This is a genomic window from Streptomyces sp. ISL-11 (genome assembly GCF_018614525.1).
In the GTDB taxonomy this organism is placed as follows: domain Bacteria; phylum Actinomycetota; class Actinomycetes; order Streptomycetales; family Streptomycetaceae; genus Streptomyces.
Genome location: NZ_JAGGOL010000212.1, coordinates 1,857 through 19,340 on the forward strand (window position 1 = coordinate 1,857; position 17,484 = coordinate 19,340).

The window sequence follows — 17,484 nt, forward strand, 5'->3', positions numbered from 1 at the left end:
GGGCGGCGGCCCGGGCCGCGATCCGGCGGGGCTCGGCGACCACGACGCGCCGCCGGGGGCCGTCGCCCGCCAGCCCGGCCAGGACGAGCGGCACCAGCGTCGTCTTACCCGTGCCGGGTGGCGCGCACAGCACCGCCACGCCCCGCTCGTCGAGCGCGCGGGCGAGGGCGGGCAGGGCGGTGCGTACGGGCAGGTCCACGGGGGACAAGGGAGCGGCGTCGTCGGTGTGGATCACACGTCCCAGTCTCGCCCAGGTCCGGGCGGGTGCGTCAGTCCCGCTCGCAGACGAAGATCGCCGTGCCCGGGATCAGATGGCCGCGCAGGGGCGACCAGCCGCCCCACTCCTGGGTGTTCCAGGCCGGCCACTCCGGCTCCACCAGGTCCACCAGGCGGAACCCGCCCGCGACGACGTCGCGCACCCGGTCGCCGAGCGTGCGGTGGTGCTCGACGTAGACGGCGCGCCCGGCCTCGTCCTGCTCCACGTACGGGGTGCGGTCGAAGTAGGAGGCCGCCACGGACAGCCCCTCCGGGCCGGGCTCGTCGGGGAACGCCCAGCGGATGGGGTGCGTGACGGAGAAGACCCAGCGCCCTCCCGGCCGCAGTACCCGGCGCACCTCGCGCATCACCTTCACCGGATCGGCGACGAAGGGGACGGCCCCGTAGGCCGAGCAGGCCAGGTCGAAGGAGGCGTCCGCGAAGGGCAGCGCCCCCGCGTCCGCCTCCACCAGCGGTACGTCACCGCCGATGCGCAGGGCGTGCTGGAGCTGGCGGTGCGAGAGGTCCAGGGCCACGGGCCGCGCGCCCTGCGCGGCCAGCCAGCGCGAGCACTGGGCGGCGCCGGCGCCGATCTCCAGGACGTCGCGGCCCTTGAGGCCGCTCGCCGGGCCCAGCAGCGCCGCCTCGGCCTCGTCGAGGCCCTCCGGCCCCCAGACGAAGCGGTCGTCGCCGAGGAAGGCGCCGTGCTCGGTCTGGTACTCGTCGGCGTTGCGGTCCCACCAGCCGCGGCTGGCCCGGCTGCTCTCCGCGTCGCCGCTGGCCCGCCGGGTGGCTTCGGGTTCGTACTCGTGGATCTCAGGGGTCATTTTGGACCGTCGTGCCCTTGGCAGTAGTGGTTCATCGGACTTTGTCGTATCTTCGGAGATCATCTCGCGGGCCGTCCCGTGCGGTCCGCCGGGTCGGTGCCGGACCGGGGCGGGGTCGGTGGGGGGCCGGCGCGGCGGCCGGCCGCGGGCCGCTCCGGGGGCGGAACCGGGCAGCTGAGCGTGAAGCTTCGGGGTGCGGCGGGGCCGTCGTGGCCTCGCAAAACAGAAGTTGTGCCCGGTATGGAGTGATTCATCCCGGGTGTGCGCCTTCGCGCATTGACCGTGCCCGGCTGCCCCCGTATGCTACAAGTTGCGCTGCGGGCCTGCGCGCCTCAGACATAGCAGGTCGCGCTCGCACTTGTTGTATGTCCCCTCGGTTGTCGAGGCGCTTTCGATCTTCTTCGGGAGCCTTCGGGAAGTCCTCGGATTTCCCCGGGTTCTCGGGCGGTGCGCCTCCAAGGCTGTCCGGCTTCGGCGGTGCGATACGGGTTCTCGGCGTAGCAGTACCTACGACTCTCTGTCCGTACCGGAGCCTTTACCCACATGACGAGCAGCACCGAGACCACCGCCACCACCCCGCAGGTTGCGGTCAACGACATCGGTAACGAGGAAGCCTTCCTCGCCGCGATCGACGAGACGATCAAGTACTTCAACGACGGCGACATCGTCGACGGCGTCATCGTGAAGGTCGACCGGGACGAGGTCCTGCTCGACATCGGTTACAAGACCGAAGGCGTCATCCCTTCCCGCGAGCTTTCGATCAAGCACGACGTCGACCCGAACGAGGTCGTCAAGGTCGGCGACGAGATCGAGGCCCTGGTTCTCCAGAAGGAGGACAAGGAAGGTCGTCTCATCCTGTCCAAGAAGCGCGCTCAGTACGAGCGTGCCTGGGGCACGATCGAGAAGATCAAGGAAGAGGACGGGATCGTCACCGGTACCGTCATCGAGGTCGTCAAGGGTGGTCTCATCCTCGACATCGGCCTCCGTGGCTTCCTCCCGGCCTCCCTGGTCGAGATGCGCCGCGTCCGCGACCTCCAGCCCTACGTGGGCAAGGAGCTCGAGGCCAAGATCATCGAGCTGGACAAGAACCGCAACAACGTGGTCCTGTCCCGCCGTGCCTGGCTGGAGCAGACCCAGAGCGAGGTCCGCCAGACCTTCCTCACGACCCTGCAGAAGGGCCAGGTCCGCTCCGGCGTCGTTTCCTCGATCGTCAACTTCGGTGCGTTCGTGGACCTCGGCGGCGTCGACGGTCTCGTCCACGTCTCCGAGCTCTCCTGGAAGCACATCGACCACCCCTCCGAGGTTGTCGAGGTCGGCCAGGAAGTCACCGTCGAGGTTCTCGACGTCGACATGGACCGCGAGCGTGTCTCCCTGTCGCTCAAGGCGACGCAGGAAGACCCGTGGCAGCAGTTCGCCCGGACCCACCAGATCGGTCAGGTCGTCCCGGGTAAGGTCACCAAGCTCGTTCCGTTCGGTGCGTTTGTGCGCGTCGACGAGGGCATCGAGGGCCTGGTCCACATCTCCGAGCTGGCCGAGCGCCACGTGGAGATCCCGGAGCAGGTCGTCCAGGTCAACGACGAGATCTTCGTCAAGGTCATCGACATCGACCTCGAGCGTCGTCGCATCAGCCTCTCGCTGAAGCAGGCCAACGAGTCCTTCGGTGCCGACCCGTCCGTGGTCGAGTTCGACCCGACCCTGTACGGCATGGCCGCGTCCTACGACGACCAGGGCAACTACATCTACCCCGAGGGCTTCGACCCCGAGACCAACGACTGGCTCGAGGGCTTCGAGACCCAGCGCGAGGCCTGGGAGAACCAGTACGCCGAGGCGCAGCAGCGCTTCGAGCAGCACCAGGCTCAGGTCATCAAGTCCCGCGAGGCCGACGAGCAGGCCGCTGCCGAGGGCGCTGCCGCTCCGGCCGGTGCCACCTCGACCGGCGGCGGCAACGTCTCCGGCGGCTCGTACTCCTCGGAGTCGGCCGACAACTCCGGCGCCCTGGCGTCGGACGAGGCGCTCGCCGCGCTCCGCGAGAAGCTCGCCGGCGGCCAGAGCTGACGCTCTGACCGGCAGCAGCTGACAGCTGACTGAGGTAAGGCCCGCTCCCCTTGGGGGGCGGGCCTTACTCATGCCCGCGCCCTTCGCCCCCCGGCACGTTGTGTCCGCACTGTGTCGTGATCCGGCGGATGGGAATGGCCGGGCCCTCTCCGCGCGTTCCCCGTACGGAACATGAGGAGGAACGGTCACTGTGTTGGATCCGCAGGGTTTGTACGAATGGGAGCCCAAGGGGCTCGCCGTGGCCGACCTGGCTTTGGCCCAGGACACGGCCGGCCTGGTCATGCTCTATCACTTCGACGGCTACATCGACGCGGGGGAGACCGGCGAACTGATCGTCGAGCGGCTCCTCGACAGCCTGCCCCACCAGGTCGTCGCCCGCTTCGACCACGACCGGCTCGTCGATTACCGGGCGCGCCGCCCGCTGCTCACCTTCCAGCGCGACCGCTGGAGCGCCTACGAGACGCCGAAGATCGAGCTGCGGCTGGTGCAGGACGCCACCGGCGCCCCGTTCCTCCTGCTCACCGGCCCCGAGCCGGACGTCGAGTGGGAGCGCTTCGCGGCCGCCGTCGGACAGATGGTGGAGCGGCTCGGTGTCCGCCTGTCCGTCAACTTCCACGGCATCCCCATGGGCGTCCCGCACACCCGCCCCGTCGGCATCACCCCGCACGGCAACCGCACGGACCTCATGCCGGGGCACCGCAGCTACTTCGACGAGGCCCAGGTGCCGGGCAGCGCCGAGTCGCTCGTCGAGTACCGCCTGGCCGAGGCCGGTCACGATGTCCTCGGCGTCGCCGCGCACGTACCGCACTACGTCGCCCGCTCGCCCTACCCCGACGCCGCCCTGACCGTCCTCGAAGCGGTCACCGCCGCCACGGGTCTGGTCCTGCCGAACCCGGCCCACGCCCTGCGCACGGCGGCCCTCCGCACCCAGGAGGAGATCGAACGCCAGATCGCCGAGGGGGACGAGGAACTCGTCGCGCTGGTACGGGGACTTGAGCACCAGTACGACGCCGTGGCCGGCTCCGAGACGCGCGGCAACCTCGTCGCCGAACCCGTCGAGCTGCCGTCCGCCGACGAACTGGGCGCGGAATTCGAACGCTTCCTCGCCGACCGGGAGGGCGAGGCGGGCTGATCGGATAGGCTGCGCGAAGGCCGCGCCCTGGCCCCGACCTGTGGGTCTCCCTGACGGCTCCGGCGCCGGCACATGCTCCTCCCCGCGTGCGCGGGGGCATCGAAGCGGAGGCGTGGTCATGTTGTCCGTGGGCCTGACCGGCGGAATCGGCGCGGGCAAGAGCGAGGTGTCCCGGCTCCTCGCGTCGTACGGGGCGGTGGTCGTGGACTCCGACCGGATCGCCCGCGAGGTGGTGGCCCCGGGCACGCCCGGACTGGCCGCCGTCGTCGCCGAGTTCGGCCCCGGCATCCTCACCGCCGAGGGCGCGCTGGACCGCGCCGGGCTCGGCGCGATCGTCTTCGCCGACCCGGAGCGGCTCGCGGCCCTCAACGCCATCGTGCACCCGCTCGTACGCGCCCGCTCCGCCGAACTCGCGGCGGCGGCGGGCCCCGACGCGGTCGTCGTCCACGACGTCCCCCTCCTCGCCGAGAACGGCCTCGCCCCCCTCTACGACGTGGTCGTCGTCGTCGACGCCTCCACCGAAACCCGCCTCGACCGCCTGGTCCGCCTCCGCGGCATGACCACCACCGAGGCCCGCGCCCGCATGTCCTCCCAGGCCACCCGCGAACAGCGCCTCGCGGTGGCCGACCTGGTCATCGACAACGACGGCCCCCTGGAGGAACTGGAGCCGAGGGTGCGGGAAGTGTGGGGGGAGCTGGTGGGGCGAGTGGGGCGGTAGCCGCCGCTCGTCCGTTCGCCCTATCGGGTGACGCCCTACGGACCGTGAGGGCTCGCTCCACGGCCTGAGGATGGCCTCACCACAGGGATGCGGAGCCCTCGACCTCCGCTGTGCGGGCCGGTACCCGGCTGTCGTACGCCGGTTCACGTGCACGGGTGTGTGTCATCGTGACCCCTCGATCACTGCGTCGCATTCGAGGGGATCCCGCATGGCCATGCCGGAACTGCTCGGCGTGAGTCCGGTCGCGCCACCGTCCGGCCCGAGGTACAAGGCGCGCGCCCTGGGGGTCTGCCTCATGCTGGCCAGCCTGGCCGGCATGGGATTCTGCCTCTCGCGAGCGGTCAAGGCCGCCGGTTACGTCGCGGACAAGGGCACCGTGACCGTCGGCCATTGCTGGACGGTCCACCGGTCCTCCACCTCCACCCGGCACTCGCACGACGAGACCCGCTGCTCCGGCGCCTTCCGGCCGAAGGGCGGCCGAACCGTGCGGACGGACGCCGAACTCAAGGGCTTCTACGTGCCCGGTGAGCGCGTCGATGTCTACCGCGAGGGCTCCGACTACTCGTTGGTCAGTCCCCGGGCGGGCTGGGGCTGGCTGTGCGCCGTCTTCTTCGGGCTCATCACGTTCACGCAAGGGCTGGTGGCCGTCGTCATCGGCTTCCACGCGCGAAGTGTCGACGAGTTCCGCGCCGCACACGGGCTGATCGCCCGGTCGCCTTTCGGCGGCTACGTCACACGACTGCTGCAGGTCGGCGGCGCCGGGATGCTCCTGTGCGTTCTGCTGGCCTGCGTTTCCCCCTGACCGCCGCCGTCACCGCAAGAGAGGAACCCGAATGACCCTGCGGGTACAGCCCGTGGAGCTGGAGAGGTACGCCGGTCAGGTGCGCCGCGCCGCCGACGATGCCCACGACATGCTCGCCTACGCCCGGCGATTCACCAAGATCTCCGCTGCCCAGGCGGGCCTGCTGGCGAGGAAACTGGACCAGCACGAGGAATTACGGGGCAATGTGCTGCGCGTTCTGCGCCACCTCACCGAGATCCTCAAGGGGTCGGCAGGCGAACTCGACGCCTCCGCGTCCTTCTACCGGCGCACCGACCGGTCCGTGGCCGCCTCCATGGACGCGGTACATCCCGCAGAAGGACGGTGAAACGCGCATGGCTTTCACCGATGCCGCGGAACCCACGGCATATCTGACTCCGCCCGGGAAGCCGGCGGACTTCACCGACCCGCTGAGCCCGATCAACGCGGCCTGCGCGGTCCTCAGTCCGGGCTCGTGGCTGCTGAAAATCATCGAACTCGTGCTGCCGCACGACCCGGTGAAATGGCTGGAGGACACGTTCGCCGGGGATTGGGCGGCCTATGCCCGGTGCGCCGAGACCTGGGACAACCTGGGAAAGGCGTGCGGGGCCGTCGCGCGGAATCTGGACGGCGGGAACAAGACCTTGAGCAGGAGCTGGGACGGGGCCGCCGCCGACGCCGCTTTCCACTACTTCGAAGTGCTGCGCAAGGACCTGTGCGAGATCAGTTCCTCCTTGACCGCGATGAGCCGGGAGTACACCGCCGTCGCGCAAGGGGTGGCCGCGGCCGCCGAGGCCATCGCGGAATGCGTCAGCGCGATGATCGACGCCGCCATGACCGTGTGCGTCGTGGAAGCCGCGGCGGCGGCCCTCAGCTGGACCGGCTGGGCCGTGGCGATGGGTTACGCGCTCGGCGCGGCGGAAGCACAAGTCATCGCGGCGCAATGGGAAAGGGCGACCAAGCTCGTGAACAGCGCTCAGCTGCTGATGAACGCCAGCTACGCGGTGCTGGGACGGGTCGGCGGCGAACTCGCGGCGAAACTCCAGACGTTCCCCCTGCCGCGCCACGCCTACGACCATCCCGCCGTCTGAACCAGGCTGTCCCACGCGAACGTCTCACACGAACAGGAAGGTTGGTCGCAGTGGCGGAACCTCAGGTCGGACCCGAGGAATTCCTGACGCCGGGGCGTGACCTGGCCCGCGCGCGCATGGTGCACACCTCGCTGCGGGCCCTGGCCGGCGGCGGCGCCGGGAGCGTCCTGCAGGAAATGGCCAGGGAAGTGCTCAGCGGCAGAATGGGGCTGGGCGAGTGCCTGAGCGTCGACGCCTACGCCGAGACCCTCACCAGCAGGGCCGTAGAGGCATACGCGGAGTGGGAACGCCTCCCCGACGCCGACCGCGAGCGTCACATGGCCGAAGCCCGCCGCTTCCTCGACAGCGAGAACGAGAGCGAGAGCGCACGCGGCAGTGACCCCGCCGCCGTCCCGCCGCCCCGCCTCTGACCCCCAGCCCCCTCAGCTCACCCCGTCCGGCCTCCGGGGGGGGGTATGGCAGGGTGGCCGGTCGCAGCAGGTCCGCCGAGCCCGCCACCTCCGCCAGCGCGTTCGCCAGGGCGACCAGCACCTCCCGCACCCCCGCGATCTCCTCCCGCAGCGCGGCCGCGTGTTCCCAGCCGCGTTCGTAGGAGACGGGGTCCACGTCCGCCGGGCGCAAGGACTCGTACGCGGCCAGGCGCGGGTGCCACGCCGCGAGGACCGGTCGCAGTGCCTGGTTGAGGACGGTGACCGCCAGCGCCCCGAACGTGATGTGGCCGGGGCCGCGGCGTGGGGCGACGTCGGGGCCGTAGCGGCGCAGGATGTCGCGGGTGGTGCCGAAGAGGCTGTAGAAGGAGGAGAGCGCCTCCCGCAGGAACCCTTCCTCCGGGCCGAGTTCGACCGTCGAGATGCGCGTGGCGAGCTCGGCGTACAGCTCCCACGCGGCCTTGCGCTCGGCTTCGACCGGTTCCCAGACGCCGGTGATGTCGCCGAGCATCGGGATCGCCATCCGGACCGTGATCTGCTTGGGCCTGGCCCGGCCGGCGGCGTTGCGTATCCGTCGCATGATCTTCCTCCCCGAGGCCCCACAGTAGGCTAGGGCCGGCCGGGGCAGGCGGGGATCGGCCGGATCGCCGCCGGAATCCGGTAGGGCGTGGCGGCGGTCGGCGGACCCGCGAGGCCGGGGAGAAAGAGAAGGAGAAGCGAGCGTGGAGGGACCGGGTTCCCGGAGCTGGGACGTGTTCCTCAGCTACAGCCGCGGCGACGCCCACCGCATCGCACCGCTCCGCGACCGCCTGCTCGCCTCCGGGCTCGACGTCTTCGTCGACGAGGTCACCGTCGCGGGATTCGCGGGCATCAGTGACACCATCCGCGACGGACTGGCCCGCTCCAAGGCCCTCCTGGCCTGCTACTCCGCGGCGTACCCCGAGCGGCAGGCGTGCCAGTGGGAGCTGACGGCCGCCTACCTGGCCGGGCTGCGCGAGGGCGACCCGCGCCGCCGCGTCATGGTCGTCAACCCCGAGCCGACCGCCGATCACATCCATCCCGTCGAACTGCGGGACGCCAAGCACTGGGCGCTGCCGGCCGGCGCCGCGGCGCTGGACGCCCTCATCGCGGACGTACGGGCGCACGTGTCGGCCCTGACGGACCCCATCGGCGTCACGGAGACGCCGCCCGCCGCGCACTGGCTGCCCGGGCCGTCGCCGTCGCCGGCCACCGCCTTCACGGGCCGGCTGCCCTTCCTGTGGCAGGTGCACAGTTTCCTGCACCGTCACGCCGCACCGCTGACCACCGGGCACAGCGCCGCGCGCCCGGTGCAGATCCGGGGCATGGCGGGCATCGGCAAGACGCTGCTGGCCCAGGAGTACGCGACGCGCTTCGCCGCGGCCTACCCCGGCGGCATCCACTGGCTCGCCCGCGACCCGGCGGGCGGCGCCGGCGACCCCTACGGGACGGCCGCGCCGTACGGGCCGTACGAGGGTGCCCTGCGGGCCCTCGCCGCGGCCCACGGGCTGCCGCGCGGCGGCACGCCGGAGGAGGTCGCGGGCCGGCTCGGCGCGCACTTCGCGTCCGTCGGTGAACCGTTCCTGTGGGTTGTCGACGACCTCGCCGACCAGCTCACCGCGCACCAGGTCGCCCGGCTGTGCGCGCCGCATCCACTGGGGCGCACCCTGCTGACCACGCGCAGCCGCCGGTACGACGCGCTCGCCACACCGGTCGAGCCGGGGCCGCTCGGGGCCGACGAGTCGTACGCGCTGCTCACCCACGCCGCCGAGCCCCGCGGGCCGGAGGAGCGCGCGGCGGCCGAGGCGCTGTGCGCGGCCGTCGCCGGCCATCCGCTGGCCCTGGACCTGCTGTCGTCGGGCGCCGCCGACGGCTACGCCACCCTGCACGACCGCTTCCACACCCCGGGTCGTTCCCTGCTCGACGTCCTCGCGCGCGGCCGGGTCCTGCCGACGGGCTATCCCGCCGAGGTGACGGCCACACTCGTGCGGGACGTACCGGCGGCCGGCCCGTGCGCGATGGATGTGCTGCGCCTCGCCGCGGCATTCTCGCCGACGCCTCTGACCAGGGACGACGCGGTACGTGCCCTGTCCTCGGCGGCCACCGTCCCGGACATCGCCACGGCCCGCCGCCTCGACTCGGGCATCGCCGAACTCCGCGGCCGCAACCTCCTGACGCCCGCCGGCACCCGCTCCTGGTCGGCCCACCCGCTGCTGATCCACGCGTGGCTGCGCCACGACCCGGAGCCGGCGCGGGCCGAACGGCTGCGCCACGCCGTGCTGCGGACGCTGCGCACCTCCTACGGCACTACGCTGGCCCGCATCGGAGCCCGCCCCGGCACGACCGGCCCGACCGGCACGAGGGAGCCGCAGATGAAGCCGCACACGCCCGCGCAGCGGGACGGCGCGCCCAGCGAGCTGGAGCGCATGGCCGCCTTCGACCTCCAGGTCGAACTCGCCACCCGCATCGGCGTCCAGGAACTCGCCCCCGGCGCCGGCAGCCTGCGCGAGGCGCTCGCCTCGCTGCACGCGATGTTCGAGTTCACGCGCACGACCTTGCGGCAGTACAGCATCAACCTGGCCGACCAGCCGGGCCCCGAGGGCGCGCGGACCGTCCACGCCATCGCCGACGACCTGCTCAACCGCACCCTGCGCCCGTTCACCAGCGAGTGGCACACCAGGCTGGCGGCCCACGAGGCACTGCGCCCGGAGGGGACGAGCCCGGTCGCCCACGAACAGTCCTGGCCGGAGGCCCCGGCCATGCGGACCGCCCTCGCCGGCCTGCGCGAGCCGCTGCTGCGCATCGTCGGCGAGCTCGCCGACATCTCGGGCGCAGGCTTCGGCCTGCCAGCGGCGAGCTAGGGTTTGGGCCCCTCGCGCTTCGGCGGCTCCCTGACCGGCTCGTACGGGGGGACGTCCCGGCCGGGCTGGTAGTGGGGGCCCTGCCGGATGTGGCGGATGACCAGGGCCAGGTCGACGGCGGTGACCAGCACGAGCACCGCGCAGGCGACCGCCCACCCGGGATGCCCGGTCCACACGAAGAGCACCGTCCCGGCCACGGCCCACACCAGCCCCCACGCGGCCAGCCCGCACCGCAGCCGCAGCGGACTCCGCGCTGTCGCCGGCTCACTGCCTGTACGCATGGCGCACCATCTCCCACTACCAGGAAACACCCGGCGGCGGCGGACCGGGCGCGGCGGCCGCGCCCGGTCAGACCAGGCGCCTGATCTCTCCCCGCACCCGGTAGAAACCGCCGGCGGCGCCGCTCGTGGCGGACAGCGCGTCGACGACGTACCGCGCCCCCGGCTGCCGTATGTGACGGGGGAACTGGACGTTCCATGCCGGGTCGTAGCCGGCGGAGACCACGTGCACGCGGAGGCGGCCGGATTCCTGGACGCACTCGACCACGATGCCCGTCGTGGGAGCCGACGCGGTGGTCACGGTGGCGACCGTGGCGGCCGGGGTGTAGGTGGGGACGGCGGCGGCGGACTTCACGTCGAGCGGGACGGGAACGTGGCCGGACTGGGCGGCCGTGATGGCCTGTTCGCTCGCGTCGACGCAGACGAGGGAGCCCGTCGTGGTGACCAGGTAGAGCTTCTCGTCGCGGTACTGCATGGACAGCGCCGATCCGCCGCCCGTGCGGAGCTTCCACAGGCGAGTGCCGTCGGCGGTGAAGCAGTAGATGGACGAGGCGGAGTCGCCCGCGAAGACATAGCGGCCGCCGGGGGCGGTGGCGCAGGAGTAGACGACCGAGTCGCAGGAGTACGTGGCCTCGATGCCGCCGGTGGTCTTCGACAGGCGCTGGACGACGCGGCGGTCGGTGCCCGCGTAGACGGAGTGGTCCTCCTGCCAGCCGAACAGCACCGCGCCGGTGGTCGGCGTGTGCCACAGCTCGCCGGAGCCGTCGGGGGCGTAGGCGGTGACTCCGGCGCCGTGGCCGTGGTAGACGGCGTGTTCGTCGCGGCGGACCATCCACGCGTGTGCGCCCGTGCTCCTGCGCGACCACTGGTGTTCGTCCTCGTGGTCGATGACCGTCAGGCCGCCGTTCCGGTCGGCGACGTCGAGGACGCCGTCGTGGATGTCGAGCCAGAAGATGTCGACGTCCGAGGCGATCTCGTAGGCGGCGAAAGGGAGCTTGGAGGAGAGGTCGTAGACGATGCCGTCGTCGCACCCGGCGTAGATCCAGAAGTCGTCGGCCACCAGGCACTTGACGCCGTCGGGCAGCTTGTAGCGGGCCAGCACCTCGCCGTCGTGGCCCAGGGTGTGGACGTCTCCCGACTGGTTGCCCACCCAGCAGCGGTCCTCGTCGATGTGGATGCCGAAGGCGGAGGAGCCGGTGTCGAACCGCCACAGGACGGGGGCGACGGCCCGCGCCGTCGAGGGGGCCGAGGCGACCTGACGGCGCGTCACCGATCGGGCGGCGCGCCCGCCGGGCACGGCCGGCGCGTAGCCCTTGCGGACCTTCTCTCCGACCTTCTTCGCCGCGGCGGCCCGCGCCTTCTCGGCGGTCGGGAAGGTGGACGTCTGGGCCTGGCCGCCCGCCCCGATCCGTCCGTAACGCACCGAGACGGTCGTCCCGTCGACCGCCACCTCGTAGAACTTGTGCGCACCGCCGCCGTCCTGGGACAGCTCCAGATACGTCGTGTTCTCAGGCATGGCAAAGCCCCTCTCCCCTCGGCCGCGGTGGCCGATCTCCACTGCCGAGAACGCTAGGGGCGACCACTGACAATCGGCCCTCGGCACCGGTGCGCGAGGCCGCCGCGGGGTCAGAACAGCGGCTGTGGAAGCACCCCTTCGAGGGACAGCAGGGCCCGCTTGACCTCCAGGCCGCTGCCGAAGCCGCCCAGGCCGCCGCCGCTCTCGACGACGCGGTGGCAGGGCACGACGATCGGCAGCGGATTGCCGCCCATGGCCGTGCCGACCGCGCGGGCGGCGCCGGGCTCGCCCACGCGGTCGGCCAGGTCCTGGTAGCTGACGACGGAGCCGTACGGGACGTGGGCGGCCAGCTCGCGCAGGACCTCGCGGTGGAAGCCCGCGGTCAGCGACCAGTCCAGGGGGACGGAGAAGGTCCGGCGGCGGCCCGCGAAGTAGGCCGCCAGTTCCGCCGCCGCCTCGGCGAGGACGTCGTGGGAGGCGGACGGGGCCGCCGCGGGGCCGGTGCCCAGGCGCCGGATGAGGCGGTCGACGGCGCCGGCCGCCGTGGGCCCGTCGGCGCGCAGCGCGACCTCCAGGAGGCCCCTGGGCGTCGCCGCGAGGCCCACCGGGCCTATGGAGGAGCCGACCGTCGTCCACGCCCATTCCTGCGCCCCGGGCGCCGGGGTCCGTTCGGTGTCCGTCACACACGTCAGCCTAGGGCGTCACCCGCATCGGCGGCCACGGATGTCCGCGGCCGTCCGGCCAGCGCCGCCTCCACCACGTGGGGGGCGTTGCTGATGATGCCGTCCACTCCCATCCGGGCGAGCTCGACGGCGCGGGCGCCGTCGTCCACGGTCCACGCCGAGATCTCCAGCGGCCTGCCGTGCGGGCCCTTGACCGCGTGGACGGACCGTACCCACCCGGCCGTGACGCTCCGGTGGTCCGGGTTGATCTGGTCGGCGAACCGGGCGTACGAGCCGAGCTCCGCCGCCTTCGGCGCGCCCAGGAAGCCCGTCTTCACGTCGGGGCGCAGGCCGTGGAAGGTCTTGAGGAAGTCGGCGTCGAAGCTCTGCACGACGAGGTTCCGCTGGATGTGCGGCTGGTCGAGCCACCCGGTGCGGCGCAGTTCGGCCAGCAGCTGCCGCGCGATGCCCGGGTAGAGCTCGGGCGCCTTGGCCTCCAGCAGCAGTTTTTGGTGGTTGCGGTCGACGCGCCGCAGATAGCGCTCCAGCGTCGGTACCCGCTCACCGGCGAACCTGCGGTCGTACCAGCTCCCGGCGTCGAGCTTCTCGATCTCCGCCAGGGTGAAGTCGGCGACCTTCCAGGGTGCCCGGCCGGGGTAGCGCTTCTTGGCGTCGGTGGTGCGCTCCAGGGTGGTGTCGTGCATGACGATCAGCGCGCCGTCCTTGGTCCGCTGGACGTCGTTCTCGACCCAGCGGATGCCCAGGCCGGCGGCTCTGTCGATCGAGGCGAGGGTGTTCTCGGGCGCCTTGGCCGGCACGCCGCGGTGGCCGATGGCGATCGGGGTGCGCGTCGGCGCGGTGGCGTGCGCGGGGGGTGTGGCGAGGACGATCGTGGACAGGCCGAGCAACGCGCTGGTCACGGCGGAGACGGGACGGATGCGGCGCATACGGGCTCCTCGCGGCGTGTGGACACGGCGGGACCATGGACGCGGACGCGTCCCGGACCCTGGTCTACGGGATGGGGCTGCACCAAACAAGTACGCGATGCCGGCGGGCGCGGCACGCGGAGCCGCCGACCCTTTGCCGGATCTTCGTCGTGTGTTCGCCCGGGAAACGGGGGTCGAACGGCCGGCACCCGACGGTTGTCAGTGGTGAGCCGTACGGTGGTTCCATGCGGCCCGTATCGAAGATCGAACGCAAGGTGGCGCCTTTCGAGGTCGTCAGCCCCTTCCAGCCCAGCGGTGATCAGCCCACCGCCATCACCGAGCTGGAACGGCGCATTCGCGCAGGTGAGAAGGATGTCGTCCTGCTCGGCGCGACCGGCACCGGCAAGTCGGCGACCACCGCGTGGATGATCGAGAAGCTCCAGCGGCCGACGCTCGTGATGGCGCCGAACAAGACGCTCGCGGCACAGCTCGCCAATGAGTTCCGCGAGCTGCTGCCCAACAACGCCGTCGAATACTTCGTGTCGTACTACGACTACTACCAGCCCGAGGCGTACGTCCCCCAGTCGGACACCTACATCGAGAAGGACTCCTCGATCAACGAGGAGGTCGAACGGCTGCGCCACTCCGCGACGAATTCGCTGCTCACCCGGCGTGACGTCGTCGTGGTCGCCTCGGTGTCCTGCATCTACGGCCTCGGTACGCCGCAGGAGTACGTGGACCGCATGGTGCCGCTCAAGGTCGGCCAGGAGTTCGACCGGGACCAGCTGCTGCGCCGCTTCGTGGAGATCCAGTACACCCGCAACGACGTGGCCTTCACCCGGGGCACCTTCCGGGTGCGCGGCGACACCATCGAGATCTTCCCGGTCTACGAGGAGCTGGCCGTCCGGATCGAGATGTTCGGCGACGAGATCGAGGCGCTCTCCACGCTCCACCCGCTGACCGGCGAGGTCATCTCCGACGACCAGGAGCTGTACGTCTTCCCCGCCAGCCACTACATCGCGGGCGCCGAGCGCATGGAGAAGGCGGTCGCGGGGATCGAGGCGGAGCTGGAGGAGACCCTCGCCCGCATGGAGAAGCAGGGCAAGCTCCTGGAGGCCCAGCGGCTGCGCATGCGCACCACGTACGACATCGAGATGATGCGCCAGATCGGCTCCTGCTCCGGCATCGAGAACTACTCGCTGCACATGGACGACCGCGAGCCCGGCTCCCCGCCCAACACCCTGCTGGACTACTTCCCGGAGGACTTCCTCCTCGTCATCGACGAGTCGCACGTCACCGTGCCGCAGATCGGCGCCATGTACGAGGGCGACGCCTCCCGCAAGCGCACGCTCGTCGAGCACGGCTTCCGGCTGCCGTCGGCCATGGACAACCGACCGCTGAAGTGGGAGGAGTTCACCGAGCGCATCGGGCAGACGGTCTACCTCTCCGCGACGCCCGGCAAGTACGAACTCTCGCGCGGCGACGGCTTCGTCGAGCAGATCATCCGCCCCACCGGTCTCGTCGACCCCGAGGTCGTCGTGAAGCCCACCGAGGGCCAGATCGACGACCTGGTGCACGAGATCCGCAAGCGCACGGAGAAGGACGAGCGCGTCCTGGTCACCACCCTCACCAAGAAGATGGCCGAGGACCTCACCGACTACTTCCTGGAGCTGGGCATCCAGGTGCGCTATCTGCACAGCGACGTCGACACCCTGCGCCGCATCGAGCTGCTGCGCGAACTGCGGGCCGGCGAGTACGACGTGCTGGTCGGCATCAACCTGCTGCGTGAGGGCCTCGACCTCCCCGAGGTGTCCCTGGTGGCCATCCTGGACGCCGACAAGGAGGGGTTCCTGCGGTCGGGCACCTCCCTGATCCAGACCATCGGACGCGCGGCGCGCAACGTCTCCGGACAGGTCCACATGTACGCCGACAAGGTCACGCCGGCGATGGAGAAGGCCATCGAGGAGACCAACCGCCGCCGCGAGAAGCAGATCGCGTACAACAAGGAGCGGGGCATCGACCCGCAGCCGCTGCGCAAGAAGATCGGTGACATCGTCGCCTCGCTCGCCCGCGAGGAGATCGACACCCAGGAGCTGCTGGGCACGGGCTACCGCGAGGACAAGGCCAAGGGCAAGGCGCCGGTCCCCACGGCGGCCGGGGGCAAGGCCGCCGCGAAGGGCAAGGGCAAGGCGAAGGCCGTGGTGGCCACCGACCGGCCCGCCGCCGAACTGGCACAGCTCATCGAGGACATGACCGACCGTATGCGGGCCGCCGCGGCGGAGCTGCAGTTCGAGGTCGCCGCCCGGCTGCGCGACGAGGTGGGCGAGTTGAAGAAGGAGCTGCGGCAGATGAGGGAGGCGGGGCTCGCCTGACGGCCGTTACGGGCCCTTCTCGTGCCGGGCCGCCCGGGATGTTGCAAGACCGCCACAAATCCCGCCCGGATGCGTGTGCGCTCGACGGCAGTGCATAGGGTCGGTCGAGGAGACCGCGCGCACGCGCGGTCACGGGGAAGAAGAACGAGAAGGGACTGCGCGTGACGGTCAACTTGGCCAAGGGTCAGGGCATCAGCCTGCAGAAGGCCGACGGGGGAACCCTGACCGCGGTGCGGATGGGGCTCGGCTGGCAGTCGGCCCGCCGCCGCGGACTGTTCGGGTCGCGCACGAAGGAGATCGACCTCGACGCGTCGGCGGTGCTCTTCGCCGGCGACCAGCCGGTGGACGTGGTCTTCTTCCGCCACCTGGTCAGTGACGACGGGTCCGTGCGGCACACCGGTGACAACCTCGTCGGCGGGGCCGGCACCGGCGGCGACGACGAGGCGATCCTCGTCGACCTCCAGCGCGTCCCCGTGCACATCGACCAGATCGTGTTCACGGTGAACTCCTTCACCGGCCAGACGTTCGCCGAGGTGCAGAACGCCTTCTGCCGCCTCGTCGACGAGACCAACGGCCAGGAGCTGGCCCGCTACACCCTCGACGGCGGCGGCCCGTACACCGCGCAGATCATGGCGAAGGTGCACCGGGCGGGCGCCGGCTGGCAGATGACCGCGATCGGCACGCCCGCCAACGGCCGGACGTTCCAGGACCTCATGCCGGCGATCCTGCCGAGCCTGTAGGCGCCGAACAGAAGCCTGTAGGCCGCGACAGCGGCACGCGCGCAGGGACGACCGGGCCCGGCGGAGACTGTCTCCGCCGGGCCCGCGCGCGCGAAGGAACAGTCGCGAAATATCAGTACAGCGAGCACAAGACGCACGTACGGCAGCACGACACGTACGGCGGGGAACACCACAACAAGGGGGCGCAGGGATGACGGCCGAGCTGGTGCGGGGGCAGAACCACCCGCTGTCGCAGACCCGTCTGGAGATCCGGATCTCGGCGGGCGAACCGGTGGTGGCGGGAGCCACCGTGGGTGACGCCGACGGCAGGGTGGCCGGCCCGGAATGGGTCGCGCACCCCGCCTCCCACCGCCTCCCCGGCCTGGAGGTGTCCCGTCAGGCCGCGGCCGAACACCGGCTGGCCGTGGACCTGGACGCCCTGCCGGAGTCCGCGCACCACGTCAACGTGCTGCTCGCCCTCCCGGACGGCGCCGGCGGCCGGGGGCGCTTCGGCGGGATGGCCGCGCCGTTCGTCGCCGTCACCGGCCTCGACGGCGCCGAGGTCGCCAGCTACACCGTCACCGGCCTCGACTCCGAGTCCGCGGTCGTCGCGCTGGAGCTCTACCGCCGGCAGGGCGCCTGGAAGGTGCGCGCCGTCGGCCAGGGATACGCGGGCGGTCTCGCCGCGATGCTGCTCGACCAGGGGCTCGTCGACGCGGCCGCGATGGCGGCGGCCATCAACGACGCCGTCACCCGGGGCGTGGCCCGGTCGGTCGCGCCGCCGCCCCCGCGCCCGGCCACCGGCGACGGGAGCGACGCCCGCCGGG

The 17,484-nt window shown here is 71.6% G+C and carries 17 protein-coding genes; 11 read left to right on the forward strand and 6 right to left on the reverse strand.

Annotated elements, in window-relative coordinates; genetic code table 11:
- Both J7E86_RS30260 and J7E86_RS30265 read right to left on the reverse strand, forming a co-directional pair.
- On the reverse strand, positions 1-235 hold a 235-nt coding region (locus J7E86_RS30260; protein WP_308312782.1), incomplete at its 3' end, for a hypothetical protein.
- 34 nt (positions 236-269) lie between these two features.
- Complete coding sequence (locus J7E86_RS30265) at positions 270-1,082, reverse strand: class I SAM-dependent methyltransferase (RefSeq protein ID WP_215086014.1); 813 nt, start codon at positions 1,080-1,082, stop codon at positions 270-272.
- 543 nt (positions 1,083-1,625) lie between these two features.
- Between J7E86_RS30265 and rpsA the strand changes: the two genes are divergently transcribed.
- The 8 genes from rpsA (at position 1,626) to J7E86_RS30305 (ending at position 10,184) form a co-directional block, all read left to right on the forward strand.
- On the forward strand, positions 1,626-3,137 hold the full coding sequence (rpsA, locus tag J7E86_RS30270) for a 30S ribosomal protein S1 (RefSeq protein ID WP_215086015.1): 1,512 nt from the start codon (positions 1,626-1,628) through the stop codon (positions 3,135-3,137).
- A 190-nt stretch (positions 3,138-3,327) separates the two neighbouring features.
- Complete coding sequence (locus J7E86_RS30275) at positions 3,328-4,269, forward strand: PAC2 family protein (RefSeq protein ID WP_215086016.1); 942 nt, start codon at positions 3,328-3,330, stop codon at positions 4,267-4,269.
- Between the two features lie 118 nt (positions 4,270-4,387).
- Positions 4,388-4,987, forward strand: coding sequence for a dephospho-CoA kinase (gene coaE, locus J7E86_RS30280; protein WP_215086017.1), 600 nt, complete (start codon positions 4,388-4,390; stop codon positions 4,985-4,987).
- 208 nt (positions 4,988-5,195) lie between these two features.
- Positions 5,196-5,789, forward strand: a complete 594-nt coding sequence (locus J7E86_RS30285) for a hypothetical protein (RefSeq protein ID WP_215086018.1) — start codon at positions 5,196-5,198, stop codon at positions 5,787-5,789.
- Positions 5,790-5,820: 31 nt separating this feature from the next.
- Complete coding sequence (locus J7E86_RS30290; RefSeq protein ID WP_215086019.1) at positions 5,821-6,135, forward strand: hypothetical protein; 315 nt, start codon at positions 5,821-5,823, stop codon at positions 6,133-6,135.
- Between the two features lie 7 nt (positions 6,136-6,142).
- Positions 6,143-6,877, forward strand: a complete 735-nt coding sequence (locus J7E86_RS30295; protein ID WP_215086020.1) for a hypothetical protein — start codon at positions 6,143-6,145, stop codon at positions 6,875-6,877.
- A gap of 50 nt (positions 6,878-6,927) precedes the next feature.
- On the forward strand, positions 6,928-7,287 hold the full coding sequence (locus J7E86_RS30300) for a hypothetical protein (protein ID WP_215086021.1): 360 nt from the start codon (positions 6,928-6,930) through the stop codon (positions 7,285-7,287).
- Between the two features lie 740 nt (positions 7,288-8,027).
- The gene (locus tag J7E86_RS30305) at positions 8,028-10,184 is read left to right on the forward strand and encodes a toll/interleukin-1 receptor domain-containing protein (RefSeq protein ID WP_215086022.1); all 2,157 of its coding nucleotides are present in this window, start codon (positions 8,028-8,030) and stop codon (positions 10,182-10,184) included.
- Here the strand turns inward: J7E86_RS30305 and J7E86_RS30310 are convergent.
- The 4 genes from J7E86_RS30310 to J7E86_RS30325 all read right to left on the reverse strand — a co-directional run bounded on the left by J7E86_RS30310 (position 10,181) and on the right by J7E86_RS30325 (position 13,587).
- A complete protein-coding gene (locus J7E86_RS30310; RefSeq protein WP_215086023.1) occupies positions 10,181-10,465 on the reverse strand; it encodes a DUF6343 family protein in 285 nt (94 codons plus the stop codon). The two genes, J7E86_RS30305 and J7E86_RS30310, sit on opposite strands and share 4 nt — an antisense overlap.
- Before the next feature lie 67 nt (positions 10,466-10,532).
- Entirely contained in the window at positions 10,533-11,978 is a 1,446-nt protein-coding gene (locus J7E86_RS30315) for a WGR domain-containing protein (protein ID WP_215086024.1), read from the reverse strand.
- A 110-nt stretch (positions 11,979-12,088) separates the two neighbouring features.
- The gene (locus J7E86_RS30320) at positions 12,089-12,661 is read right to left on the reverse strand and encodes a methylated-DNA--[protein]-cysteine S-methyltransferase (RefSeq protein WP_215086025.1); all 573 of its coding nucleotides are present in this window, start codon (positions 12,659-12,661) and stop codon (positions 12,089-12,091) included.
- A gap of 5 nt (positions 12,662-12,666) precedes the next feature.
- Positions 12,667-13,587, reverse strand: coding sequence for a glycerophosphodiester phosphodiesterase family protein (locus J7E86_RS30325; RefSeq protein WP_215086026.1), 921 nt, complete (start codon positions 13,585-13,587; stop codon positions 12,667-12,669).
- A gap of 224 nt (positions 13,588-13,811) precedes the next feature.
- Between J7E86_RS30325 and uvrB the strand changes: the two genes are divergently transcribed.
- From uvrB to J7E86_RS30340, 3 genes are all read left to right on the forward strand, one after another.
- Entirely contained in the window at positions 13,812-15,938 is a 2,127-nt protein-coding gene (uvrB, locus tag J7E86_RS30330; protein WP_251019902.1) for an excinuclease ABC subunit UvrB, read from the forward strand.
- Positions 15,939-16,099: 161 nt separating this feature from the next.
- Positions 16,100-16,678: a TerD family protein gene (locus J7E86_RS30335; RefSeq protein WP_215086027.1), complete on the forward strand. Its 579-nt coding sequence runs from the start codon at positions 16,100-16,102 to the stop codon at positions 16,676-16,678.
- Positions 16,679-16,868: 190 nt separating this feature from the next.
- The coding region (locus tag J7E86_RS30340; protein ID WP_215086028.1) for a TerD family protein at positions 16,869-17,484 on the forward strand (616 nt) is incomplete at its 3' end.